Source organism: Marinomonas aquimarina (assembly GCF_900089755.1).
Classification (GTDB): Bacteria; Pseudomonadota; Gammaproteobacteria; order Pseudomonadales; family Marinomonadaceae; genus Marinomonas; species Marinomonas aquimarina.
In genome coordinates, this window is record NZ_FLOC01000022.1 from 38,928 (window position 1) to 62,664 (window position 23,737).

The 23,737-nt window shown below is 48.8% G+C and carries 23 protein-coding genes; 16 read left to right on the forward strand and 7 right to left on the reverse strand.

The features are described from left to right. Positions 1-118: 118 nt before the first annotated feature. Positions 119-757 carry a ribosome biogenesis GTP-binding protein YihA/YsxC gene (yihA, locus tag MAQ5080_RS15765; protein ID WP_067212762.1) on the forward strand — a complete coding sequence of 213 codons (639 nt, stop codon included), beginning with the start codon at positions 119-121 and terminating at the stop codon, positions 755-757. 76 nt (positions 758-833) lie between these two features. Here the strand turns inward: yihA and gshA are convergent, their stop codons facing one another. After that, complete coding sequence (gene gshA, locus MAQ5080_RS15770) at positions 834-2,384, reverse strand: glutamate--cysteine ligase (protein ID WP_067212759.1); 1,551 nt, start codon at positions 2,382-2,384, stop codon at positions 834-836. Positions 2,385-2,583: 199 nt separating this feature from the next. Between gshA and MAQ5080_RS15775 the strand changes: the two genes are divergently transcribed. The 3 genes from MAQ5080_RS15775 (at position 2,584) to MAQ5080_RS15785 (ending at position 6,216) form a co-directional block, all read left to right on the forward strand. Then, the gene (locus MAQ5080_RS15775) at positions 2,584-3,027 is read left to right on the forward strand and encodes a hypothetical protein (RefSeq protein ID WP_156496597.1); all 444 of its coding nucleotides are present in this window, start codon (positions 2,584-2,586) and stop codon (positions 3,025-3,027) included. Positions 3,028-3,036: 9 nt separating this feature from the next. Continuing rightward, a complete protein-coding gene (locus MAQ5080_RS15780; protein ID WP_067212753.1) occupies positions 3,037-3,624 on the forward strand; it encodes an SCO family protein in 588 nt (195 codons plus the stop codon). Between the two features lie 324 nt (positions 3,625-3,948). Continuing rightward, positions 3,949-6,216, forward strand: coding sequence for a TonB-dependent receptor domain-containing protein (locus tag MAQ5080_RS15785; protein ID WP_067212749.1), 2,268 nt, complete (start codon positions 3,949-3,951; stop codon positions 6,214-6,216). A 75-nt stretch (positions 6,217-6,291) separates the two neighbouring features. On the opposite strand, the gene hisF is transcribed toward MAQ5080_RS15785, so the two are convergent. From hisF to hisB, 3 genes are read right to left on the reverse strand one after another with little or no spacing between them, the layout of a single operon-like run. Continuing rightward, the gene (hisF, locus tag MAQ5080_RS15790) at positions 6,292-7,065 is read right to left on the reverse strand and encodes an imidazole glycerol phosphate synthase subunit HisF (RefSeq protein ID WP_067212746.1); all 774 of its coding nucleotides are present in this window, start codon (positions 7,063-7,065) and stop codon (positions 6,292-6,294) included. Positions 7,066-7,086: 21 nt separating this feature from the next. Next, positions 7,087-7,749: an imidazole glycerol phosphate synthase subunit HisH gene (hisH, locus tag MAQ5080_RS15795; protein WP_067212742.1), complete on the reverse strand. Its 663-nt coding sequence runs from the start codon at positions 7,747-7,749 to the stop codon at positions 7,087-7,089. 17 nt (positions 7,750-7,766) lie between these two features. Continuing rightward, positions 7,767-8,360, reverse strand: coding sequence for an imidazoleglycerol-phosphate dehydratase HisB (gene hisB / locus MAQ5080_RS15800; RefSeq protein WP_067212739.1), 594 nt, complete (start codon positions 8,358-8,360; stop codon positions 7,767-7,769). Between the two features lie 186 nt (positions 8,361-8,546). Between hisB and MAQ5080_RS15805 the strand changes: the two genes are divergently transcribed. From MAQ5080_RS15805 to MAQ5080_RS15820, 4 genes are all read left to right on the forward strand, one after another. Continuing rightward, positions 8,547-10,754, forward strand: a complete 2,208-nt coding sequence (locus tag MAQ5080_RS15805; protein ID WP_067212736.1) for an AsmA family protein — start codon at positions 8,547-8,549, stop codon at positions 10,752-10,754. 9 nt (positions 10,755-10,763) lie between these two features. Next, positions 10,764-11,828: an A/G-specific adenine glycosylase gene (mutY, locus tag MAQ5080_RS15810; protein ID WP_067212733.1), complete on the forward strand. Its 1,065-nt coding sequence runs from the start codon at positions 10,764-10,766 to the stop codon at positions 11,826-11,828. 41 nt (positions 11,829-11,869) lie between these two features. Beyond that, positions 11,870-13,024 carry a chromate efflux transporter gene (gene chrA / locus MAQ5080_RS15815; protein WP_067212730.1) on the forward strand — a complete coding sequence of 385 codons (1,155 nt, stop codon included), beginning with the start codon at positions 11,870-11,872 and terminating at the stop codon, positions 13,022-13,024. A gap of 65 nt (positions 13,025-13,089) precedes the next feature. Then, positions 13,090-13,374 carry an oxidative damage protection protein gene (locus tag MAQ5080_RS15820; protein WP_067212726.1) on the forward strand — a complete coding sequence of 95 codons (285 nt, stop codon included), beginning with the start codon at positions 13,090-13,092 and terminating at the stop codon, positions 13,372-13,374. 822 nt (positions 13,375-14,196) lie between these two features. Here MAQ5080_RS15820 and MAQ5080_RS15830 read toward each other — a convergent pair. After that, positions 14,197-14,625 carry a flagellar basal body-associated FliL family protein gene (locus MAQ5080_RS15830; RefSeq protein WP_067213452.1) on the reverse strand — a complete coding sequence of 143 codons (429 nt, stop codon included), beginning with the start codon at positions 14,623-14,625 and terminating at the stop codon, positions 14,197-14,199. A gap of 145 nt (positions 14,626-14,770) precedes the next feature. On the opposite strand from MAQ5080_RS15830, the gene MAQ5080_RS15835 reads away from it, so the two are divergent. The 5 genes from MAQ5080_RS15835 to trmB all read left to right on the forward strand — a co-directional run bounded on the left by MAQ5080_RS15835 (position 14,771) and on the right by trmB (position 18,097). Further along, positions 14,771-15,262 (forward strand): disulfide bond formation protein B, encoded by a 492-nt coding sequence (locus tag MAQ5080_RS15835; RefSeq protein WP_067213449.1) that lies wholly within the window; start codon positions 14,771-14,773, stop codon positions 15,260-15,262. A gap of 199 nt (positions 15,263-15,461) precedes the next feature. After that, positions 15,462-15,932 carry an Rsd/AlgQ family anti-sigma factor gene (locus tag MAQ5080_RS15840; RefSeq protein WP_067213445.1) on the forward strand — a complete coding sequence of 157 codons (471 nt, stop codon included), beginning with the start codon at positions 15,462-15,464 and terminating at the stop codon, positions 15,930-15,932. Then, positions 15,904-16,893 (forward strand): WD40 repeat domain-containing protein, encoded by a 990-nt coding sequence (locus tag MAQ5080_RS15845; protein WP_067213442.1) that lies wholly within the window; start codon positions 15,904-15,906, stop codon positions 16,891-16,893. Before MAQ5080_RS15840 ends, MAQ5080_RS15845 begins: the two co-directional genes overlap by 29 nt. A gap of 14 nt (positions 16,894-16,907) precedes the next feature. Beyond that, positions 16,908-17,303, forward strand: a complete 396-nt coding sequence (locus MAQ5080_RS15850; RefSeq protein WP_067213439.1) for a DUF423 domain-containing protein — start codon at positions 16,908-16,910, stop codon at positions 17,301-17,303. An 80-nt stretch (positions 17,304-17,383) separates the two neighbouring features. Next, positions 17,384-18,097, forward strand: a complete 714-nt coding sequence (gene trmB, locus MAQ5080_RS15855) for a tRNA (guanosine(46)-N7)-methyltransferase TrmB (protein WP_067213435.1) — start codon at positions 17,384-17,386, stop codon at positions 18,095-18,097. 100 nt (positions 18,098-18,197) lie between these two features. On the opposite strand, the gene MAQ5080_RS15860 is transcribed toward trmB, so the two are convergent. Further along, positions 18,198-18,599 carry an H-NS histone family protein gene (locus MAQ5080_RS15860; RefSeq protein ID WP_067213433.1) on the reverse strand — a complete coding sequence of 134 codons (402 nt, stop codon included), beginning with the start codon at positions 18,597-18,599 and terminating at the stop codon, positions 18,198-18,200. A gap of 253 nt (positions 18,600-18,852) precedes the next feature. Between MAQ5080_RS15860 and MAQ5080_RS15865 the strand changes: the two genes are divergently transcribed. Then, a complete protein-coding gene (locus tag MAQ5080_RS15865; protein ID WP_197464653.1) occupies positions 18,853-20,994 on the forward strand; it encodes a Tex family protein in 2,142 nt (713 codons plus the stop codon). 410 nt (positions 20,995-21,404) lie between these two features. Beyond that, entirely contained in the window at positions 21,405-21,833 is a 429-nt protein-coding gene (locus MAQ5080_RS15870; RefSeq protein ID WP_067213429.1) for an REP-associated tyrosine transposase, read from the forward strand. Between the two features lie 80 nt (positions 21,834-21,913). Here MAQ5080_RS15870 and MAQ5080_RS15875 read toward each other — a convergent pair whose 3' ends face one another. Next, on the reverse strand, positions 21,914-22,819 hold the full coding sequence (locus tag MAQ5080_RS15875) for a LysR family transcriptional regulator (RefSeq protein ID WP_067213426.1): 906 nt from the start codon (positions 22,817-22,819) through the stop codon (positions 21,914-21,916). A gap of 160 nt (positions 22,820-22,979) precedes the next feature. Between MAQ5080_RS15875 and MAQ5080_RS15880 the strand changes: the two genes are divergently transcribed. Beyond that, entirely contained in the window at positions 22,980-23,573 is a 594-nt protein-coding gene (locus tag MAQ5080_RS15880) for an FMN-dependent NADH-azoreductase (RefSeq protein ID WP_067213423.1), read from the forward strand. Positions 23,574-23,737: the final 164 nt, after the last annotated feature.

Consider the following 23,737-nt stretch of genomic DNA (forward strand, 5'->3'; position numbering starts at 1 on the left):
TTACCAGTATGAATTAGGGCACAGCCACATTGAGCCAGTAAGCAGAATGGCTCGCATTATATACAACTGTGCAAAAACTTATAACGCGATACAATTTCTCATTGACTGATATCAATCTATGACGCCATTCGACCCAATCTTTCAATCAGCTTATTTTATTAAAAGTGCTGAAAAACTGTCCCAATGTCCACTTGACCAAGGTCTTGAAGTGGCGTTTGCGGGACGCTCAAACGCAGGTAAATCTACCTCGCTAAACACATTGGCTAACCAGCGCAAGCTGGCACGTACTTCGAAAACACCGGGCCGAACTCAGTTGATTAACTGCTTTGGTCTGAGTGTAGACGATCGTCGCTTGGTGGATTTGCCAGGTTACGGTTTTGCCAAAGTTCCTGTTGCCATGAAGGAAAACTGGCAGGCGCACATGCAAGACTATCTGATGAACCGCCGCTCATTGGTTGGGGTTGTATTAGTCATGGACATCCGTCATCCAATGAAAGAGTTCGATGAAATGATGTTGGAGTGGGCCGCAGCCAATGGCGTTAAAGTACATGCTTTGCTGACCAAGTCGGACAAGCTAAAACGCGGTCCAGCCCAGTCGACCATGCTAAAAGTGAAGAAAGAGATGAAAGCTCGTGGTGTAGATGCCTCAGCACAAACCTTCTCTGGCTTAAATGGTGACGGTGTGGACGAGCTACGTAACAAGCTGGCTGGCTGGCTAGAGCTGGAAAATCCGAATGAGATTCCTGTGAATCTATAGCCGTTAGCGAAAACGCGCGATATAAAAAAAGGGCTTCTGATACAGAAGCCCTTTTTTGTGCTCACTCTAAGCCGCCTTACTGTGGCTGCATGTAGTGTTTTAAGAAGGTATCAAAGTCGACAGTTTCATTGGCTTCAATATCCGCCTGCTGGGCGATCGATTGCTCCGCCCAGTCTTTGAATTGTTGCTCTAGCTCTGGACTGACTTCTTGTGCCAACCAGGCTTGCTGTTGTGCTTTACCAATCGCTAGCATGGCTTCTTGGTAGCTGCCATATTGCTCACATTGTTTCAGCACTTGTGCCGCCGGTAGCGTATCTAGGTTGTCCAGCTTGTTACGCTGCAGTGCCAAACTGTCGGTGTAGGCAAAGTTGCCAGTTTGTTCTGTTAGGAATTGGGCAATCTCTTCCATGTGGGTCAACAGTTCAGACGCTTTGTCACGCAGTGGCAGCGGGCCAAAGCCAAAATCAAAGTGGTCGTCTAGATCGCGACCATGGGTGGCAATTTCCTGTTGCGTCTTGCGCAGTTGCTGGCATTCGTCCGCCCCTAGGCGATCGTCACTGTGTAACATACAGCACATTAAGAAGGTGTCTAAGAAGTACAGGGTCTCAGGCTTCATACCAATCGGTGAGGTTGGGTCCAGGTCCATAATGCGTACTTCGATGTATTCAACACCGCGCTTTTGCAGTGCCGCACTTGGATGTTCACCAGACTCGGTGACACGCTTTGGACGAATATCGCTGTAATATTCGTTTTCGATTTGCAAAATGTTGTGGCTCAGCTGCTTGTATTCACCGTCTACTTTTACACCGATGTTTTGATACGCCGGATAAGGTGTTTGCAGGGCGCCCTTAATCGTATTGATGTAGGTATCGACTTCGTTGTAACACACGAACAGGCCGTCTTGGGCCTTGTTCTGGTAGCCGATGTCACTCATACGCAACGAGGTGGCGCTGGTGCCAGCCCAAGTGTGGTCGCCTAGTGCAACGAGTTTTGCAGGCTTCTTAGGTAAGAAACTGACATCAATGGCAGGTGACGCGCCGAACAGCAATGAAAGTAACCACGACTTGCGACGGAAATTACGAATCAAGGCAAAGTACTGTTGCGACTTAAACTCTTGCAGCGCTTCTGGGGTGCTGATATCGGCACCGCGGAAATCAGCTAGGAAAGTCCAGAAGCTGTCGCTGAATGAGAAGTTGTAGTGCATACCGGCAATACACTGCATGATGCGACCGTAACGGTTAGAGAGGCCTTCGCGGTATACACGTTTTAATTTGCCTGAATTGGATTCGCCATAGTAAGCAATCGGCACTTCGGCATTGTCTTTTAAAGCACACGGCATGCTGCCAGGCCAAAGACATTCATCCATATTGTCCAGCACGCGGTTGGTCATCAGATGGATATCACGTAATTCGCTGATCACCCCCTCAACGGAATCATGTACGCCGGTGATAAACTCCATCAAGGCTTCTGAATAGTCGGTGGTAATCGATGGGTGGGTAAGGGCAGACCCCAAGGCCTTAGGGTGAGCCGCTTGTGAGATTTTTCCAGTCGTCCGTGAAACACGTAGCGCTTCGCGTTCTACACCACGATGAAAGGTAACAGCGGACAGATCGCCACTTTGATTCATGCACTGATCAAGCTTTGTCAGAGCGTCATGTATATTACGCAACAATGAGAGTCATCCTAAATCAGGAAAATAAAGATATTTGAATTGTACAAGGCAATTTAGAAGCACGGCAAGAAAAGCACAAAGCAGTTGCGCAAAGATTACAGATTTAGCCATCTGTGGCATCATAGCCCTGTATCTAGTTGCTTAGGAAATAAGCGTGAAACAATCGTCTTGGATGAGCGTAGCTATCTTGGGGGCGGCGCTGGCTGGGGTATTAGCTTACAGTGCTTGGCAAAATCAGCATTCGCTCACCGCCAGCGCGCTAACCTGTGAGGTAGCGACAGGTGTTTGTGAAGAGAATGAGGGGTGGGCATTAAACTTTTCTGGCCCTATTGTGGTCAATAAAGAGCTGACGCTCACCTTGACAGTGCCTGAATCACTGTCTCAAACGTCATCCTGGCAAGGGCGTTTGGAAGGACGGGATATGTATATGGGAGTCACACCTGTGACATTATCCGCTTCTGCTAAAAGCAATCAGTATCAGGGGCAATTGCGGATCCCGATGTGCACCACACAAAACATGGCGTGGCGACTCGTGTTAGCCCCCAGTGATGGATCTGAGTCGACAGTGACGTATGAATTTTTGATGAGTCAACCGTAGGAATTAAAGATGAAATTAAAACCGATTGTATTGCTGGCCATGTTGCTGACCTTAGCGGTCGTAGGCACCTTGCTAGCCTTACAAAAAACCGAGGGCTCGAATGCTAGCCCTAGCAAAGTGGGTGGGGACTTCACTCTATCAAGTGCGAACGGAGCGGTATCGCTGAGCGACTTTGAAGGCCAAGCCAAATTACTGTTCTTTGGCTACACCCATTGTCCAGACGTGTGTCCGTTGACCCTAGCGAATGTCAAAGTAGGTCTGAAGCAGTTGCCAGAAGCGCTGCGTAACCAAGTCAAAACCATCTTCGTGAGTGTTGATCCAGAGCGTGATACCTTCGACCATTTAGAGCAATACGTGAGTTTCTTTGATCCGAGTTTCGTCGGTTTAACGGGAACAAAAGAGCAGATTGATCAAGTGGTACGCCAGTACGGTGCTTTTTACCGCATCGAAGAAGGTGACGCAAAGAACTACACCGTGAGCCACAGTGCGCGTGTTTATTTGATTGGTAAAGATAACCAGATTAAGCAGTACCTGTATCACGACTCCTCGTCAGAAGAGATTGCCGCGGCGATTAAGAAGCTACTTCAGCCTTCTTAAAGCGTTAGTCTCTCATCTACCTATGCAAAGCGGCTGTTGTAGCAACGACACAGCCGCTTTTTTTGCTTTCAACCTGACTCAAAACGACAGCTAATTAGCCATATTGATACTATTAGCTAAAAATAATGCAAAAGATTATGAGAATTGTTTTCATTATCTTTGTAAATGCTCTATCATCTCCCGCAATTGTGCATTTTTAACGCCATCTCTATGACTGGTTCTTGCGATTTGTGCTCAAAAACGCAACTACCATGACCAGTTATACGATCGCGACTAAGTTACTAACCCCTTGAAATATAAATGTTAAAATTAAGGAGATTGCGGATGCGTTTGCGCCCTCTAGCAGCTTCGATCAGTTTGATTGTGGCTTCCGGATACACCATGGCGAATGACATTGCCTTACCGACCATTACTGTTGAATCGGCAGCAGGGGTGGAGCAAAAATTGACCGATGCACCGGCGAGTGTGTCGGTCATCACGAAAGAAGACCTCGATAAAAAGCCTTACATGACGTTGCTTGATGCAGTATCGGATATCGAAGGTGTTGATGTGGGTGAAACTCGTGATAAAACCGGTCAAGGTGGTGTGAGCATCCGTGGTATGGGGGCAGACTATACGTTGATCTTAATCGACGGCCGCCGTCAAAATAACATTGGTGATCTGTACCCGAATAATTTTGGTGGTAACCAATTCAACCATATTCCACCCAAGGAAATGGTGGAGCGTATTGAAATTATCCGTGGCCCAGCTTCCACCTTGTACGGTGCCGACGCTATGGGTGGCGTGATTAACATCATTACTAAGAAGGTGGGCAGCGAATGGGCCGGCTCAGTGACGCACAGCCGTACCTTTGAATCGAACGCTGATTATGGCAACGATGACACCACCGAGTTTGCTTTCAGTGGTCCTATTATCGAAGACAAACTAGGTCTGGGCATCCGCGGTAGCCTATATAACCGTGATGGCTCTAACCCACAATACGCGGCCGACTATGACCCAAATGGTGTCGAGCATAATCGCTCACTTGGCTATGGTCGTGGCGGTCGTACCGTAGACAACGAGAACACTAACTTAGGGCTTCGTCTGGATTACCTGATCGATGAGCGCCAAACGGTTACCTTCGACTACGAAACCTCAAACCAAGAATACGACAACACGCCACAAGATGGTAATAACCCGCTTGGCACCACCGACAGTGTCGATCGCCTACCACGTTCTGGTTATGCCCTAGACCAAGAATTTGTGCGTGATCAATTCTCGATTCGCCATGAAGGCAAATGGGGCTTTGGTAACAGCGATATCACCTTGCATCATATTGAGACGAGCAATAACGGCCGTACATTGCCGTTAACCGGTGATGAGAAACTGCTTTATGATCAAATGATTGCGGATAATGGCGGCGTCAAAGATGGCATTGAAGATCAGCTTGAGTCGACCTTTCTGCCACGACCACAGCGTGTCATGGAAACCCGCCAAACCACTCTGGATGCTAAATTTGACAGCCTAGTCGGTGACCATCTATTGGTATACGGCGGTCAGATCATGGAATCCGAAATGGAAGACGGCGTGTTTGGCATGGACAGCAGCGGTGGTCAACAGGCGGGTAAGGTACAACCCCATAATCAATGGTCTTTGTTCGCCGAGGATAACTGGGATATCACTGAAGATGTGACCTTAACAGGTGGTCTTCGTTACGATGATCATGAAGTCTTTGGTGGTAATGTTAGCCCTCGTGCTTATGCGAACTGGCGTGTGAATCCTGCTTGGACCATTAAAGGTGGTGTCAGCACGGGCTATAAAGCGCCCAAAGCCAGTGACTTATTCCCAGGGATTACTGGCTTTGGTGGTCAGGGAACACGTCCTTTTGTGGGCTCGCCGGAGCTTCAGCCTGAAACCAGTGTCAATACTGAAATCGCCGCTTACTTTGAGCACCCTGAAGGCCATAACTTCAATGCCACCATCTTTAGCAACCAGTTTAAAGACAAGATTGCCCGTGGTGATGGCCTAGATTGTGCCGCACAGACCGGCGAATTAGCTTATGTTTGTGATACCTGGGGCGCGACGAGCCTATCGCAAAAGACCAATATCGATCGTGTTGATATTAAGGGGATTGAGCTGGCGGGTCGTTACCGCTTTAACGAGGCCTGGTCGTTGCGTGCCAACTATACCTACACTGACTCAGAGCAGAAGTCTGGCTCTAATGCTGGGAAACCATTAAACGACACGGCTAAGCATATGGCGAATGCGACCTTGGATTGGCAAGTGAATGAGCAGTTTAATACGTATCTAACGGCGGAAATGCGCTCTAAGCGTTACCGTGGTAGCCCAGGTCGTGGCTGGGATTCAAATGTTGAATACCCTGAATACTACAAGGCCTACACCATTTTCCACTTAGGCGCTGCGTATGAGCTGAATGACACCTTTACCTTTAATGCGCGTGTGAACAACTTATTGGATGAAGACTTCACCAGCTATCAAACGGTTTACACAACCGAAGACGGTGGTGCGACCTGGGAATCGAACTACATCGATGACTACAACCTGAAAGCGAAAGCACGCAATGTTTGGTTGAGTGTGACAGCGAAGTTCTAAGGGTAGTACGACGCTAAGAATAAAAATGGCCGCATGATGCGGCCATTTTTTATGCAAACAGAAACAGCTTATAGCTTAGAGGCGCATTTCAATGCCGGCCGCTTGCATGGTTTCTTTTGCTTCTTGGATCGAGTATTCACCAAAGTGGAAGATACTCGCTGCCAAGACTGCGTCGGCTTTGCCTTCGGTCACGCCGTCAACCAAGTGTTGTAGGTTGCCGACACCGCCAGAAGCAATCACAGGCACATGCACGGCTTCACTGATGGCGCGAGTAACGCCTAGATCAAAGCCGTTTTTCGTGCCATCACGGTCCATACTGGTCAGCAAGATTTCACCTGCGCCCAAATCAACCATTTTCTTAGCCCATTCGACCGCGTCTAGACCAGTAGGCTTACGACCGCCGTGGGTAAAGATTTCCCATTTGTCTGGCTCGCCTTCGGCGCTGACTTTCTTGGCATCAATCGCCACAACGATACATTGTGAGCCAAAGCGCTCTGCGGCTTCACGAACAAACTCAGGGTTAAATACCGCAGCGGTATTGATGCCCACTTTGTCTGCGCCGGCATTCAGCATGCGACGAATGTCTTCACAGGTACGAATGCCGCCGCCTACGGTTAGCGGAATAAAGACTTCCGCTGCAATCGCTTCTACCATGTGTACAGTGGTTTCGCGGTCATCAGAACTTGCCGTGATGTCCAAGAAGGTGATTTCGTCAGCGCCTTGTTCGTTGTAGCGCTTAGCTACCTCAACTGGGTCACCGGCGTCACGGATATCAACGAATTGAACACCTTTTACAACGCGGCCATTGTCCACGTCTAGGCACGGAATAATACGTTTAGCTAATCCCATTGTTATTTCCTATTCAGTGGACTAAGGCTTGCCATCCCAATGGATGAAGTTCTTGTATAGCTGTAGGCCATCTTTGTGGCTTTTCTCTGGGTGGAATTGCACCGCAAAGACGTTATCGCGTGCTAGGGCAACGCAGAAGTCGTGGCCGTAGTTACAAGTACCTGCTACTTCGTCTTTGTTGGTCGCTACGATGTAGTAGCTGTGCACAAAGTAGAAACGTGCGCCGCTTTCGATGCCTTCCCAAAGTGGGTGGTTCATCGTTTGCGTCACTTGGTTCCAGCCCATGTGTGGCACTTTCAGTTTAGTGCCATCAACGTCTTTGTGGTCATTGCCAAAGAACAGGGCATTACCTTCAAAGTGGTTCAAACAATCCACGCCGCCGTTTTCTTCACTGTGGGCCATCAAAGATTGAATACCAACACAGATCGCTAAGAATGGCTTCTCCGCCATGGCTTTTTGAATCACTGGGATCAGGCCTTGCGCTTTGATTTCGGCGATACAGTCACGGATGGCGCCAACGCCAGGCAGTAGCACACGATCCGCCGCATCAATCACGGCAGGGTCGCTGGTCACAACAATTTCAGTGTTTTCATCTGCTGCGTGCTCAAGGGCTTTGGCAACAGAGTGAAGGTTACCCATGCCGTAGTCGATGACAGCAACGGTAGACTTAGTTTGTGTACTCATGAGTGAGATCGATCCTATTACAAGCAGCCTTTAGTCGATGGCATTTGTCCCGCCATACGCTCATCTACTTCCAATGCCATACGCAAAGCGCGGCCGAAAGCTTTAAAGATAGTTTCTGCTTGGTGGTGAGTGTTTTTCCCGCGCAGGTTATCCAAGTGTAAAGTTACCTTTGCATGGTTAATGAAACCGTGGAAAAACTCTGAAAATAGGTCAACATCAAAACCACCTACAGAGGCACGTGTGAAAGGCACATGCATCTCTAGACCAGGGCGGCCAGAGAAGTCGATCACTACGCGTGACAGGGCTTCATCTAGTGGTACATAAGCGTGGCCGTAACGGCGGATGCCTTTCTTGTCACCAACCGCTTGATCAAACGCCTGACCCAGCGTGATACCCAAGTCTTCAACCGTATGGTGTGCGTCGATATGAAGATCGCCAACGGCATGAATATCAAGGTCTATAAGGCCATGACGTGCCACTTGATCCAACATGTGATCAAGGAAAGGAACGCCAGTTTCGCAGTTAAATTTACCTGTGCCATCTAGGTTCACAGTGACTTTAATTTGCGTTTCGAGCGTATTGCGTTCGACGGTTGCAATCCGGTTGGACATGTAAAGAGCTCTCCGCTTTGAAATCAGGTTTTCAACCCAGTAAATAATCTATATGAATACTATTATAAAACGTGCAGGGCTTTGCATCTATGCTTTTCATGCCTATTAGCGTGATCGAAAAAACTAATTAAGGTGCTATGATTTGAGAAGTGATCAAATCCTCTTATTTCAAGGTGGGAAATTAATATGGTTTGGGTAAAACGTTTAGGTTTGTTGCTTGCGGCACTTGTGGTACTGATCGTCGCCGCCATTATTTATGTTGTAGTGTTTGTCGACCCTAATCAATTCAAGGGTGAACTGCAGAAAATTGCCAAGGAAAAAGCCAATGTGAGTCTGCGGATGGACGGTGATATCGCCTGGTCGATTTACCCACAAATTGGCTTAAGTTTGGAAAACTTCGGTGTCTCCTTGGGCAATGATCCAGAGCTGATGAGCTTTTCCAAAGCAGAGTTTGGTGTGCAACTGCTGCCACTGTTTCAGCAGCGTATTGCCGTGGATACGGTGCGTTTAGTGGATCTAACCGCTAATTTGAAAGTGGATAAAAACGGTAACCCAAACTGGCAAGTACAAACAGCAGGCACGACGCCAAGCGCAGAAGCACCAGCGACGGATGCCGCGGCTGATAACAGCTTTACCATCCCTGATATCGCATTGGATGAGCTAGCACTAGTCAATGCTCATATTGTTTATGAAGATGCGCGTACCGGTATGCGATCGGACGTGGTGTCTAATGTCACCTTCAATGATGTTCGCTTAGACGAAGCTTGGCCGATGAAGCTGGATGCCAAGATTACCCAATCGAATCTAGATGGCTCTAATCCATTGACGGCTAACGTGGATTTTGGCGCGGACTTTACTTTATTTGCCGAACGTCAGAGTGTTTCGCTTGCTAATTTAGCCTTGAATGGCTCGGTTAGCGGAGCGTCTTTGCCGGCATCGCCTTTGAATATGAAGGTCAATGTCGCGCAGCTGGACTTCGACTTACCACAAGAAAATGCCGCGTTAGAAGGTCTAACGATTAATACCTTAGGCATGAACATCAAAGGCCAAGTGAATGCGTTTCAAGTATTAACGGCGCCTGAGTTTACGGCGGTACTAGATGTGGCCGAATTCTCACCGAAAAAAGTGTTGTCTCAATTAAATGTCGCTTTGCCAGAGATGGCGGACGATTCGGTGTTAGAAAAGGCCAGTGTGAGCATCGCGGCGGAAGGTTCGACGGATAGCATCAAAGCCCAGCCCATTTCGATCAATTTTGATGACACCACCATTGAAGCGAATGCTTTACTGAACCTATCGCCACTGAATTGGGATATTGCCATCGCCGGTAAAAATCTAGACTTGGACCGTTATCTCCCCCCTGTGCAAGAAGGTGAGCAAGCGGCCACGACGACAGATTCAGGTAGCGCACAACAATCTGCGGATACCGCGGCACAAGATTTGATACCGGTAGACTTGGTTCGTTCATTGAATGGTCACGTTGGCATCGCCTTTGATAATGTCAAAGTGAAGAACTTGCAGCTGGATAAGCTGGAGTTGGATTCGACGCAAACCAATGGCAAGGTACGTATCGCGCCAGCGCAAGTAACCTTGTACGATGGCGTGGCCAAACTGCAAGCTCAGTTGGATGTGACCGGTAGTACGCCGCGTATCAATGTCTCGCCAAGCATCGACAGTGTGCAGATATTGCCATTGATGAAAGACTTTATGGCACTGGAGAAAATCCGCGGTGCGACCAACCTAACGGGTGATCTGAGTACCCGAGGCAACCGTACTGAGGACCTGATCGCCAATCTAAACGGTGATCTATTAGTCAATATTAACGACGGTGCTTTGATCGGTACCAATTACACCGAAATGGTGTGTAAAGGCATCGCACTGGTGCGTACCGAATCGCTTAACGAAGAGTCGTTTAATGAGGACACGCCCTTTGAAACCATGCGTATACCTGCGAAAATCGTCAATGGTCAGGTTTCCACCCCTGGGCTTCGCATGCAGTCGTTAACCCTTGGTGTGACTGGCGACGGTGTGATTTCATTGCCAACGAATACGTTGAAATACGAAACGCGAGTGGCGCTGGTAGGCAGTGGTTTGGATGAGAGCTGTGTGGTTAATGAAGATGTGGCCAATGTGCAGTTCCCAATTGTCTGTGAAGGTAATTTCATGGATGATGCGGCAGGCTTATGTCGTCCTGATGTAAAAGGCTTTGTTAAAGCCTTTGCCGACCAAGAGCTGGACCAAGCCAAAGCCGCGGCCAAGGCGAAATTGGATGCAGAAAAAGCCGCCGCTCAAGCCAAGCTGGATGCGGAGAAAGCGCGCTTAGAAGAGAAAAAGGACGAAGCGAAGCAGGAGCTACAAGATAAGCTGAAAGGCAAACTTAATAACTTATTTAACTAACGGCAGTAGATGACCCCAAAACAAAACTTTGCGCCCCGTGTACTGGAGTGGTTTGACCAGCACGGGCGCAAACACCTCCCTTGGCAACAAAACAAAACCCCTTACCGTGTTTGGATCTCTGAAATTATGTTGCAGCAGACCCAAGTGACGACCGTGATTCCCTATTACGAACGCTTTATGCAGTCTTTTCCGGATGTGTATGCGCTCGCTCGTGCGCCGCAAGATGAAGTGCTGTCACATTGGAGTGGCCTTGGCTATTACGCCCGTGCGCGCAATATGCATAAAGCCGCACAGAAGCTGGTAGACGATTGGCAAGGGGAGTTCCCCATGAGCCAAGAGGGCGTGTGTGAATTGCCTGGGATTGGTCGCTCTACCGCCGCGGCAATCTTATCTATCTCCCGTAATGAATCGCTGGCGATCTTAGATGGCAACGTCAAGCGAGTCTTAGCGCGTTACCATGCGGTGCCGGTTTGGCCGGGTGAGCGCAAAACCGAAGCGGCCATGTGGCAATTAGCGGAAAGCTATATGCCGAGCGAGCGCTGTGGTGAATACACCCAAGCCATGATGGATCTTGGGGCGACGCTTTGTACGCGCTCCAAGCCGCGCTGTGGTGAGTGCCCATTACAAGCTGATTGTGACGGGCTGGCAACGGGGACGCCGACAGATTTTCCTAAGTCGAAGCCTAAAAAAGCGCCTAAACCCGTGCGCACGACACAAATGCTGGTGTTGCGGGACGGTGATCAAGTGCTGCTTGAAAAGCGCCCAGCGACAGGCATTTGGGGCGGTTTATGGAGTTTGCCTGAAGTGGCACAAGAGGATGATGTTGTGCAAGCCGCCGAACAGCGTTTGAGCGTTAATGTGCAGCATGTCATAAGCTTGTCACCGTTTCGTCATACCTTTAGCCATTATCATTTGGACATTGTGCCGTCTGAATTAGCGGTTAAGAACACGGCTATGGTGGCTGAGCAAACAAAGTATCAATGGTTCGAGCTGCAACAAGCATTACAGCTTGGTCTGCCTGCGCCGGTGCGTACTTTGCTGGAAACCCATGAACAAAGACGGCAGCTAATCTAAGCCCTTGATTGGATGATCGAAGAGTAATAAAGGATAGGCGTATGTTTCTGACGATTTTCTGGAAATTTTTGCTGCTCGGCTGTACCAGCTTTGGTGGACCTGCGGCCCATATCGGTTATTTTCGCAAAGAATTTGTCGAGCGTTTGGGGTGGGCCACGGAAGCGGAATACGCTCAATGGGTGGCGCTGAGTCAAATTATGCCAGGGCCAGGTTCCAGCCAAGTAGGCTTCGCGCTTGGCTATCATCGTGGTGGTATTAGTGGCGCCTTAGCTGCTTTTATGGGGTTTACCCTGCCTTCCGTTATTTTAATGTGCGTGTTTGCTGCATTAGGTAGCCAGTTTGCCGAGCATGATGTCTTTCTCGGTATTTTGAGCGCCTTGAAACTGATGGCAGTCGTCGTGGTGGCGGATGCGATCTGGGGCATGGGGAATTCGTTTTGCCAAAGCAAGCGTACGCGTTTAATCGCGATTCTCAGTATGCTGTTTATTTTACTTTGGCCCTTAGGCTTAGGCAGTTTACTACTGGTGTTGCTGGCCGGAGTGGGCGGTGCGCTATGGCTTAAGGATAGCCAAACCAAAGCCTTTAAGAGCCGTATGTCATCACTGGTTGCGTTTAGCGCTTTGGGGCTTTTCGCATTGCTTTTCATTGTCACGGCCTTTATCGAAGGCAGTGGCTGGTTGGCGTTATCCGCTCAGTTGTTCCAAGTCGGCAGCCTAGTGTTTGGCGGTGGTCATGTGGTGCTGCCACTGATGTCGGAGCTGTTGGCTGATCTTGTGTCCACGTCGAACTTGCTGACCGGTTATGCGGCGGCGCAGGCGGTGCCAGGACCGATGTTTACCCTAGCGACTTATGTCGGCGCTGTATCGGCACCAGCTGGACAGATGATTGTTTGGGCCCTGTTGGCCACTTTAGCGATTTTCTTACCTGGGTTACTGCTGATGTTGGTGGGACAACACTTTTGGCAAGGCTTATCCCACTACCCGCGCGTGCAGGGCGCAGTGGTGGCGATTAATGCCGCCGTGGTGGGCTTGTTAGTGGCGACTTTATTGATCCCTATTTTGCCGAGCAGTGTGACCGGTATTTGGCAAGCGCTAGTGGTGATCTTAGCCTTTACGTGGTTGCGTTGGAAAAAGCCCGCGATTTGGCAATTAGTCAGTGTGTTTGTGCTAGGCGGTGTGGTAACGGCGTTGTTCTAAGCGCTTGAAACCTGTAACGTGAGCGCCCATATAACTAGAAATAAACGAAGAATTGAGAGATCAGCATGGCGAACACTGTATTCTGCAAAAAATATCAGCAAGAGATGGAAGGTTTAGAACGTGCACCACTTCCAGGCGCAAAAGGCCAGGAAGTGCTGGAAAACGTATCGAAGCAAGCATGGCTAGAGTGGCAAGCGCTACAAACCATGATCATCAATGAAAAGCATTTAAACCTAATGCAACCTGATACACGTAAGTACTTGTTGGAGCAAATGGATAAATTCTTCAACAACGAAGAAACCGATCGCTTACAGGGGTACGTGGATCCAGGTGATATCCAAGAGCTTTAATCGCACGCTCTTATCAATTAAAAAAGCCGCTAGCAGGCTCTCTGCTAGCGGTTTTTTTAATGCTATCCCTGATGGAATCTTGTGGGGCGTCCCGCCCCGATAAGGTCCTGCTTCCTCGATGGAATCGGGTCGTACGAGCGGTTTGTACCCCGCGATTGAAAGGTCGCTTCCCCGAACGGAGTCGAGTCGTACGAGCGGGTTGTACCCCGCGATTGCAAGACTTGCTTCCCCGAACAGAGTCGGGCCGTACGAGCGGGTTGTATCCCGCGATTGAAAGGCTGTCTCCCCGAAAGGAGTCGGGTCGTACGAGCGGGTTGTATCCCGCGATTGAAAGGCTGTCTCCCCGAAAGGAGTCGGGTCGTACGAGCGGGTTGTATCCCGCGATTGAAAGGCTGCTTCCCCGAACGGAGTCGGGTCGTACGAGCGGGTTGTATCCCGCGATTGAAAGGCTGTCTCCCCGAACGGAGTCGGGTCGTACGAGCGGGTTGTATCCCGCGATTGAAAGGCTGTCTCCCCGAAAGGAGTCGGGTCGTACGAGCGGGTTGTATCCCGCGATTGAAAGGCTGCTTCCCCGAACGGAGTCGGGTCGTACGAGCGGGTTGTATCCCGCGATTGAAAGGCTGTCTCCCCGAACGGAGTCGGGTCGTACGAGCGGGTTGTATCCCGCGATTGAAAGGCTGTCTCCCCGAACGGAGTCGGGTCGTACGAGCGGGTTTTATCCCGCGATTGAAAGGCTGTCTCCCCGAACGGAGTCGGGTCGTACGAGCGGGTTGTATCCCGCGATTGAAAGGCTGCTTCCCCGAACGGAGTCGGGTCGTACATTTACTGAGTCACAAAACTAGCGAACAGTACGTCCATCACAGGTTCCGCCCCAGTTTCTTCTTTAAGTATCTCATTGATGGCGACTTTGGCGTCCGCGCGAGTTTGCTCACGGGCAATGGCGCCAGTGACTTGATCTTTTGTACGAGCACTTAAAAACATGACGATAGCATCGCGTACTAATGGCATATTGGCCAAAATAATGCCTTCTTGGCTGCTGTCGGTACGTAAACTGATTTTGGTTTTGATGTAATGCAAGCGTGGGCCAGAAGCATTGTAGTTCACGATAAAATCGGGGTTTAGCTCAATATAGCTTGGCATAGCGGTTGCGGCTTCGTCCTCCGCCAATGCAATGGGGCTAGCCAAAAAAGCCATAAGGCAAGTTAAAGCGATCATTAGGTGCTTTTTGCCTAGCTGCGCGATGTGCTTCATAGTTCCTCTCTCGAATTCACGTCATTACTCGTTATACTACCCCTCAACCAGTATAGATGGCAGTAGTTCATTGCACTTTCTCTTTATTCTACTGTCTAGATTTTCACTGGTCACTGTTAAGTATTGATAAAAGGAACTTTCCGTTATGGTTGCGTTGTTGTCCGCGCGTCGTTTTCACGCTCTAGTCGCCTTTGCTGCATTCGCTTTGTTAGGCGTAGCATTTTATATGGAGTACCAAATGGGCTTGGAGCCTTGCCCATTGTGTATGTTGCAGCGTATCGCATTTTTCCTAATAGGTGTGTTCTCTCTGATCTCCGCTTGTCGCGCTCAGGCCGCATGGCACAGAAAACTGGCTTGGCCCATTGTTGTGCTCTCTGTGTTAGGGGCCGGATTGGCGGTGCGTCATCTGTATTTGCAAAACCTTCCTATGGAAGAGCTACCTGCCTGTCTACCGGGGTTGAGTTACATGTTTGAAGTGTTCCCTTGGCAAGAGATCATGCAGGCCATGATCATGGGCACTGGGGAGTGCGGTGATGTGTTATGGACCTTTCTTGGCTTGAGTATTCCTGGTTGGACCTTGGTGGCCTTTATCGCCATGGCACTGGTGAATTTAGTCATTGCTTGGAAAGCAAAATGACCGTTGCGATGTTTGATCTGGTTACATAAAGCTAGCAGTTGTTAACAAAAGCTTGTTGCCCCTGTCTTGCAGGGGCTGTGAGATGAGAATATGCTAAAAACATGAAATACGGGTAAAACAGGTACACAAGGATAGTCACGGTGTGTGGCATTGACGCACGAGACGCCATCAAAATAAGAACGTAGTTAGGAGACATGTCATGTTAGAACGTTGTAAAACTGCGCAAGAGCGATGGGGGGGAGTTCATGAAATCATTGACCGCTGGTTACGTTACCGCAAGGCGTTAGTTGAGGCCTTCGTTGCGTTACGCGAGGTCGGTGAATACACCCCAACGGACACGCCAAAAGTTCAGGCATTTTGTGAATTGCTAGTGGACTATGTTTCAACCGGTCATTTTGAAGTCTACGAACAGTTGGCATTAGAGGCGAAAGAGTTTCACGATGACACTGCGCTAGCGTGCTTGCATAAATTGATGCCAGAAATAGCCGTCAACACCAGCATTTTGCTGGAGTTTAATGATAAGTACGACACCAAAGAGCATTGTAATAAGCAGTTGGCAGATCTGCCGTTCTCGTTGCAAGCCGTTGGTGTATTGATGGAAGAACGATTTGTCTATGAAGACCAGCTCATTGAAGAACTGCATGAGGCCCACAGCGAACAGAGTGCTTAGTCGTGGCTTAATAGCGGGGCTGTCCATCGCCCTGCTAAGCGCCTGCTCAGCTGACGATCCTGTTGTTACCAGCTCAATGGCGGTGCAAGGTCTATATTCTGCAGCGCTGAGTGATAATGGTGCAGGATCCTTAATAGGCTCCATACAGCATGGCGGCAGTTATTGGAAAAATACGCCGTCCCAGCGCCTCTATAACTGGAATCATGCCGCAGGTGAAGCCACCCCTTTGATCTCAGTCGATATTGACCCGAGCGGTGACTTTGCGGCGACGGGTGGGGCGCGTACCATGGTGTTGTGGAGCACAATAACGGGACAATCTCTCGGCTTCTGGAACACCCCAGGTGATGTGCGTTCGCTTAAACTCACCCGCAACGGCGACTATGCTTTGGTCGGTATGGACGATCAAACGGCACGTTACTTCGATATCAAAAATGGTGGTATTCGCCAAACTCTTCGTACGGGTTCTATTGTTCGTTCCGTGGATGTGACCCCAGATGGGCGCTATGGCCTAACGGGCGATGATCTCTATCAAGTGATCCTATGGGACTTAAGCACCGGTGAAATCAAACAGCGCTGGCAACTGGACAACAATATTGCAACGGTGAAACTGTCCAACGATGGCGCCTATGTATTTGCTGCGGCTCAGCTTGGCGATGCCAAGGTTTGGTCGGCCTTAACTGGGGCACAAGTCAGCCAAGTGGATACTGGGGCACTGCAGTCGCGCAATGTCACCATTAGCCAAGCCGTGTTCTCCAACTCCAATCGTTTGTTGCTGTTAGGGCAACAGAATCGCCGAGTGAATCTGGTGGAAGTCATGAGTGGGGATGTCACGCGCTCTTGGGATTTGCATCTTAAAGACACTCTGCGGCCCACTGGGGCGGCGGTGTTGGCGTTAGCATTTGGTGCCGGTAATACCTATTACGCCATTGGTAGTAATGGCTATCTCAATGTCCTTCAATAAAGTCTAACTTCACGATGCAATTATCTTCATCTCAACAACGCTGGGGCGCAATTGCGGCCTTTCAAGCGTTTCTTTCTGTGGCGGCGGGGGCATTTGGTGCCCACGGTTTAAAAAATATGGTCGCCGCACACAACTTAGAGTGGTGGCAAACCGCTTGCCAGTATTTGATGTACCACAGTCTTGGCAGTGTGTTGGCCGTTCTATTGGCCTCTATGAGTGTGAAGTTTCTTTGGTCGGTGCGTTTATTTACCTGCGGTAATATATTGTTCGCAGGGTCGTTGGCGCTGATGACGTTAACGGATATTCGCATCCTAGGAGCGGTGACACCGATCGGTGGCGTCTTGTACTTGGCTGGTTGGCTAGTGATGTTGAAAGGCTTTCTACACACTTCTGTGCCTTCTAAGTCCTAAGAAAGCGGTGAATTAACAGACATTTTTATTCGATTTTAGTACCATACGCGCCTAAATTTGAATTTGAGACTGTCAACTCCATGCAAGACGAACAGAACCCAACTAATCCAGACATTAAACATCGCAGAATTCGCAGTTTCGTTGTACGAGGTGGTCGTATGACGGAAGGCCAACAAAAAGCTTACGACGCCAACTGGGAAGTGTATGGCTTGGAAGTTGCCGACGGTCGTATTTCTTATGAAGAGGTATTTGGTCGTACGTCTGACGTCGTACTTGAAGTAGGCTTTGGCATGGGGGCGTCTTTGGTGGAAATGGCCAAAAATGCGCCTGAGAAAGACTTTATTGGTATCGAAGTGCACCCACCGGGTGTGGCCAAGCTGATGATGCTCGCGGCAGAAGCGGGTATCAACAACATTCGTGTTTACTGCCACGATGCGATCGAAGTCATGGCCGATTGTTTGCCACAAGCGCAAGCGTCTACTTTCCAACTATTCTTCCCAGATCCATGGCATAAGAAGAAGCACAACAAACGCCGTATTGTTCAGCCGTTGTTTGCGCAGCAAGTCGCAAACGTGTTGAAAATCGGTGGTGTATTCCATATGGCAACCGACTGGGAACCGTATGCAGAACACATGATGGAAGTAATGGAAGTTCAAGAGAACTATGAAAACGCAGCGGGTAAAGGTAATTACCACCCACGCCCAGAAGCGCGTCCATTAACGAAATTTGAACAACGTGGTGAGCGTTTAGGCCACGGTGTTTGGGATCTTATGTACACTAAAATCAGTGGCTAAATAGGGCGCCCAGTTAAGAGGCGGGTTGGATCTGTCTCTTAACGTGCCGCAGACATAAAAAAACCGACGCTAGCGTCGGTTTTTTTGATTCAGCGATCGATTAATCTTGGATTTCAGCCGATGCGCGAGAGTTACCTGCATCGAAGTACTCTTGGAATGCTTTTGGTGTGCGGCCACGGCCACTCCACTCAATTGTTTCACCATTCCATTCGATACGGTATTTAGGTTTAACTGTTTTGCCCTTAGTCGGGTTAGAACGCGTACCGCTTAATGCTGCGATCTCTTCTAATGTTAGACCACTTGCTTCGATCATCTTCGCAATATCAGACGCTTGACGAGCTTTCTCTTCAATCTCTGCTTGGCGAGCTTGCTCGTCTTCTTGCATTTTTACCAAAGCATTGTTCAAACCTTCAATTAGGTTTTCTAGTTGTGCAATAGTAAGGTCTTTTGCCGCAGCACGTGCTTTGGCTTTGTTTCCAGCTAGCTCTGCTAGTAAGCTCATGATTTCCCCTAATTATCTGAAACGCATTTATTAACGCGAACACAGAGCAGAAATCCATCCAAAACTGTGTTTCTCTTTGTTTATCTAAACAGGTAAGCTTAAATCCAAAACTTACACAAAGTCTGTATGACTAAGAATAGCATTCATTTAATTAATTTTAATCTATGCTGAGCAAAAAAATTAAATAAAAACTTCTTAATAAAAAAGCTCTTTTAAGCTTTCTGTAAATAATATGGCGACTTTATTGAATACTATGTTAATTGCTTTGTCGAAAGAATACTCAGTCTCTGAAAGTATTGTAACCAATATCATTAAGTTATTTGAAGAGGGCGCTACGGTGCCTTTTGTTGCACGCTACCGTAAGGAAGCAACAGGCGGTATGTCTGATGAGCAGCTGCGTAGCTTTCATGGGCGTTGGCAATACCTGGTGGAATTGGAAAAGCGCCGTGTGGCAATTATTGAATTGCTCAAGGAACTGCCGGATATTCCTCCCTCTGTTTTTAGCGCGATTCAAAAAGCCAGCAGTAAAACAGAGTTAGAAGATATCTATGCGCCTTTTAAAAAGAACCGAAAAAGCAAGGCCGATCTTGCCATAGAGTTAGGTTTACTGCCCTTTGCTATTGCCCTTTGGCGCGATGGTCAAGGGCAAGGGGAAAAGCATTTCTTAGCTTTAAAAGAGCAGCTGAAAGAACCGCTAGAGTTTGACACAGCCATATCAGGGGCGTCGGATATTATTATTGAGCGTCTGGCACAAAATATCGCTACCTTGCAGCAAGGTAAGCTGTGTTTACAGCAAGAGGGAATTTTATGCAGCCGAGTGTTACGCGGTAAAAAAGAAGCGGGTGAAAAATTTCGAGATTACTTTGATTACCGTGAGCCAGTCAAAAAATGTCCAGCACATCGCTTATTGGCATTATTTAGAGGCAAGAAAGAAGGCTTCTTAAAACTGTCAATTGAATTAGAAGGTGAGCTACCTTATTCCCTGAATCATTCACTCTATGTCACGCCTTTTGGTTTTCCTGAAGTCAAAGACCGTACATCAAGTAAGGAAAAACTGGCATGGCTAACCAAAGCTTGGCAAGAAAAGATCCTGTCTAAACTAGAGGCGGATGTATTGGCAGAACTAAAAGAGCAGGCCGAGGCATCGGCCATTGAAGTATTTCAGGCCAATTTAAAAGACTTATTAATGGCGGCTCCTGCAGGGGCGAAAAGAACGCTTGCTCTAGACCCCGGTTTTAGAAATGGCGTCAAATGGGCCGCTGTGGATGAATACGGCCAATTATTGAATAACGGCGTGATTTATCCACATCCGCCACAAAATAAATCGGCTGAGGCTGAAGCCGTATTAGCCAAAGTGATTCAAAACCAGAATATTGATTGGTTGGTGATTGGTAATGGTACCGCCTCTCGTGAGACAGAAGCGTTTGCCAAGCAGATGATTCAGCAATATCAGCTGAACTGTCGTTGTGTGATTGTGTCAGAGGCCGGCGCCTCGGTTTACTCCGCATCGCCCGTAGCGATCGAAGAGTTCCCTGATCTTGATGTGACCATCCGTGGTGCGATTTCCATTGCTCGTCGTTTTCAAGATCCGTTGGCCGAGTTGGTCAAAATCGACCCGCAAGCTATCGGTGTGGGCCAATACCAGCACGATGTTAAAGCCAATCGCCTCAGTGAAGCGCTAGGAACCGTGGTGGAGGACTGTGTGAACGCCGTGGGTGTGGATTTGAATTTGGCCTCGGCATCCTTATTGACCTATGTCTCGGGACTAACACAGCGTTTGGCACAAAATATTATTGAGCTAAGGGAGCAACTCGGCGGCTTTTCTAATCGCAATCAGCTTAAAAAGGTAAAAGGCATCGGCGATAAGGCGTTTGAGCAATGTGCGGGCTTTTTACGTATTCGGGGTGGGGATGAACCGTTAGACGCTTCGGCGGTGCACCCAGAGTCCTATGGCTTGGTCAAAGACATGGCTCGTGCGGTAAAACAAGAGTTAGTCCAGATGATTGGCAACCCTGAAGCTGTGGCCACCCTGAAAACCGCGACCTTAGCCAGTGCGGAGAATCGCTTTACCTTGCAAGACATTCTGCAAGAATTGGCCAAACCAGGACGCGATCCGCGACCTGAGTTTCAATACGCCAGCTTCGATGATGCCATTAGCAGCATCGAGGATCTGCAAGAAGGCATGACCCTAGAAGGGGTCGTCACCAATGTGGCGGCGTTTGGTGCCTTTGTCGATTTAGGGGTTCACCAAGATGGCTTGATCCATATATCACAGCTAGCGGATCGCTTTGTTAAAGACCCCCGTGATGAAGTGCGCATTGGCGAAGTGGTCAAGGTGCAAGTGCTGGAAGTGGATGCTAAACGCAAGCGTATTGGTTTAAAACGAATTTTGTAGCAGCGCGGCGGCGCGTGAAAACAGATATTGTAGGACTGCGCTGCGCGCGGGAACATGCATTACAAATGCAGACTTAATCCCGCGGGAACCGCGGTCCTGCAATTCCTTGTATTTTGTAGGACCTCGCTGCGCGCGGGAACATGCATTACAAATGCAGACTTAATCCCGCGGGAACCGCGGTCCTGCAATTCCTTGTATTTTGTAGGACCTCGCTGCGCGAGGGAACGTACTTGTAAATGCAAACTTAATCCCGCGGAAACCGCGGTCCTACAATACCTTGTATTTTGTAGGACCTCGCTGTGCGAGGGAACATACTTGCAAATGCAGACTTAATCCCGCGGAAACCGCGGTCCTACAATACGTCTAATATGCTAGGCTTGAAAAACAACTTCAAATTACATGGAGGTAATATGAAGGGCTATTCGCAACTACGCAAAGGCCGTATGTCGAACTCCTCAACGGTCTACCATTTAACGTTTGCCACTGATAAACGTATTCCATATTTTGAAAACTTTTATCGCTCGAGAGCAATGATAAAAGCTTTGAAACACTGTGACGATAAAGGATGGTCTAAAACTGTTGCTTTCGTTGTAATGCCAGACCACATTCATTGGCTAGTTCAACCCGCTTTCAAAGATATATCCGAGCTTGTAAGGGTCGTAAAAGAGTTTACCTTTAAACATTATCAAATTAGATGGCAACGAAACTTCTATGATCGAGGAATGCGGTCAGATGAAGAAATGATCGAAACAGCAAGATACATTATTGCCAACCCAAAGCGAGCAACGATGGTTAATCACGTCGGCCAATATAGCCATTGGGATTGCACATTTTTATAGGACCGCGCTGCGCGCGGGAACATGCATTGCAAATGCAGACTTAATCCCGCGGGAACCGCGGTCCTACAAAGGAAGCTAGCTTACTTGCGAATGGCATTACATTGCGCGCAGGATTGCTGCAATAGCTCCACAAACAAGCGTGTCGCTGGGCCGGTGCGCTCGCCTTTGCCAAATATGGCGTACATATGAAAGTTGCGTTCGCTGCCAGACTCCAATGACAACCTTTGCAAGCGACCTGTTTCCAAGGCATCGCGCAAATCTGCGATCGGTAGCCAGGCAAAGCCGATCCCTGAAGCGACCACTTCTAAAGCCGATTGCACACTGGATACTGTCCAACGACGATCCGCGCCAAGCCAACCTTCATCGACCGATGTTTCCCGTCCAGAGTCGCGAATCACCACTTGTAGCTCTTGCTTCAAACGTTCGTTGCTGATCTTACCTTGTTCTTGGAACAGCGGGTGATCGGGGGCGGCCACGGCAATCATATCCACTTCGACAATGGGATCGGCCAGATAGCCCTTGGGTACAATGCCACTGAGTACTAGGTCGGGAGAGCCGCTGCTGAGTGTATCCAGTGCGCCGCTGAGCACCACTTCTTTAAGTTGCACTTGAGTGCCTTGGCTTTGCGGTTCAAACGCGCGCAGTGCGCGAAGTAATGCCGGCGTCGGGAAAGCTTCGTCGACGACTAGCTCGATTTCTGGCTCCCAGCCTTGGCCTAGGGTATGCGCCAATTCTTCTAATTCAACGGCTTCTTTGAGCAGATGACGAGAGCGCCTTAGCAATACTTCACCACGCTCAGTGAGCTTGGCTTTACGACCATCGATGGTCAGCAAAGGGTAGCCTAGCTGTTCTTGTAGTTTAGCCACCGTGTAGCTGATGGAGGACTGACTTTTGTGAAGTGCTTCAGCGGCTTGTGCGAAACCGCCTTTGTCTACCACGGCTTGTAGGACGCGCCACTGCTCTAAGGTCACTCGAGGTGCTTTCATCAGAATCTTCCGCTGTTTTGGTGTGTGATGTCTTTTATATCGTATTTTTTGATCTAAATCGTCAAAAACTTCCGCTTTTATATCAAAAAAACTGGTTTTAATATGAGTCTATCGAATGACGCTAAAGCAGCGCTTCCCAAAGAATATTAGGAGATTAATCATGGCAACTCTATTACGTATCGATTCAAGTGCATCAGGTGACAACTCTAAATCTCGTCAACTCGCGGATGCTTTCGTCGCACAGTGGCTTGCAAAGAACCCAGACGGTCAAGTGGTAGTGCGCGATGTGAACGCTAAGCCACTGCCACACTTCACCAGCGAAACATTGGGCGCTTTGTTCACTCCAGAACAAGACCGCACAGCAGAGCAACAAGCGATCGTAGCGATCGGTGATGAATTGATCGAAGAGCTAGAAGTCGCTGATGTGGTTGCGATCAGCGCGCCAACTTACAACTTCAGCATTCCATCGACTTTGAAGTCTTACTTTGACTACGTAGCCCGTGCGGGTCGTACCTTCAAATACACAGAAGAAGGCCCAGTTGGCTTGGTCAAAAAAGACGCATATGTATTCTTGGCAAGCGGCAGTTTCCTAGAAAACACACCATACGATCACCAACTACCATACGTGAAGACCTTCCTGAACTTCATCGGTTTGAACGTTAAAGACGCTTTCGTAGCGGGCGGCCAAGCATTGGGTGAAGATGGCGAAAAAGCCTTCACTAGCGCCAAAGGTCGTATTGCTGAAGCGGTTTAAGCTAATCGCTGCTTTAACGGTATAAAAGGGGTCAGATCCTGAGGTATCCCCACAAATTTACTCATGATCAGACTCTTTTCTCCAGCTGTTGGAGCAACTGCCTGATGCCGTCCCGCCATTCATTTTTTGATATCTCGAAACGAGTCATAACGGCTCGTTTTCCA

What these genes read in the sequence shown, in the direction of transcription:
- yihA (WP_067212762.1), top strand. Translation starts at nt 119, where the DNA reads ATGACGCCATTCGACCCAATCTTTCAATCAGCTTATTTTATTAAAAGT.
- gshA (WP_067212759.1), bottom strand. Translation starts at nt 2,384, where the DNA reads ATGAATCAAAGTGGCGATCTGTCCGCTGTTACCTTTCATCGTGGTGTA.
- MAQ5080_RS15780 (WP_067212753.1), top strand. Translation starts at nt 3,037, where the DNA reads ATGAAATTAAAACCGATTGTATTGCTGGCCATGTTGCTGACCTTAGCG.
- MAQ5080_RS15785 (WP_067212749.1), top strand. Translation starts at nt 3,949, where the DNA reads ATGCGTTTGCGCCCTCTAGCAGCTTCGATCAGTTTGATTGTGGCTTCC.
- hisF (WP_067212746.1), bottom strand. Translation starts at nt 7,065, where the DNA reads ATGGGATTAGCTAAACGTATTATTCCGTGCCTAGACGTGGACAATGGC.
- hisH (WP_067212742.1), bottom strand. Translation starts at nt 7,749, where the DNA reads ATGAGTACACAAACTAAGTCTACCGTTGCTGTCATCGACTACGGCATG.
- hisB (WP_067212739.1), bottom strand. Translation starts at nt 8,360, where the DNA reads ATGTCCAACCGGATTGCAACCGTCGAACGCAATACGCTCGAAACGCAA.
- MAQ5080_RS15805 (WP_067212736.1), top strand. Translation starts at nt 8,547, where the DNA reads ATGGTTTGGGTAAAACGTTTAGGTTTGTTGCTTGCGGCACTTGTGGTA.
- mutY (WP_067212733.1), top strand. Translation starts at nt 10,764, where the DNA reads ATGACCCCAAAACAAAACTTTGCGCCCCGTGTACTGGAGTGGTTTGAC.
- chrA (WP_067212730.1), top strand. Translation starts at nt 11,870, where the DNA reads ATGTTTCTGACGATTTTCTGGAAATTTTTGCTGCTCGGCTGTACCAGC.
- MAQ5080_RS15820 (WP_067212726.1), top strand. Translation starts at nt 13,090, where the DNA reads ATGGCGAACACTGTATTCTGCAAAAAATATCAGCAAGAGATGGAAGGT.
- MAQ5080_RS15830 (WP_067213452.1), bottom strand. Translation starts at nt 14,625, where the DNA reads ATGAAGCACATCGCGCAGCTAGGCAAAAAGCACCTAATGATCGCTTTA.
- MAQ5080_RS15835 (WP_067213449.1), top strand. Translation starts at nt 14,771, where the DNA reads ATGGTTGCGTTGTTGTCCGCGCGTCGTTTTCACGCTCTAGTCGCCTTT.
- MAQ5080_RS15840 (WP_067213445.1), top strand. Translation starts at nt 15,462, where the DNA reads ATGTTAGAACGTTGTAAAACTGCGCAAGAGCGATGGGGGGGAGTTCAT.
- MAQ5080_RS15845 (WP_067213442.1), top strand. Translation starts at nt 15,904, where the DNA reads ATGAGGCCCACAGCGAACAGAGTGCTTAGTCGTGGCTTAATAGCGGGG.
- MAQ5080_RS15850 (WP_067213439.1), top strand. Translation starts at nt 16,908, where the DNA reads ATGCAATTATCTTCATCTCAACAACGCTGGGGCGCAATTGCGGCCTTT.
- trmB (WP_067213435.1), top strand. Translation starts at nt 17,384, where the DNA reads ATGCAAGACGAACAGAACCCAACTAATCCAGACATTAAACATCGCAGA.
- MAQ5080_RS15860 (WP_067213433.1), bottom strand. Translation starts at nt 18,599, where the DNA reads ATGAGCTTACTAGCAGAGCTAGCTGGAAACAAAGCCAAAGCACGTGCT.
- MAQ5080_RS15865 (WP_197464653.1), top strand. Translation starts at nt 18,853, where the DNA reads ATGTTAATTGCTTTGTCGAAAGAATACTCAGTCTCTGAAAGTATTGTA.
- MAQ5080_RS15870 (WP_067213429.1), top strand. Translation starts at nt 21,405, where the DNA reads ATGAAGGGCTATTCGCAACTACGCAAAGGCCGTATGTCGAACTCCTCA.
- MAQ5080_RS15875 (WP_067213426.1), bottom strand. Translation starts at nt 22,819, where the DNA reads ATGAAAGCACCTCGAGTGACCTTAGAGCAGTGGCGCGTCCTACAAGCC.
- MAQ5080_RS15880 (WP_067213423.1), top strand. Translation starts at nt 22,980, where the DNA reads ATGGCAACTCTATTACGTATCGATTCAAGTGCATCAGGTGACAACTCT.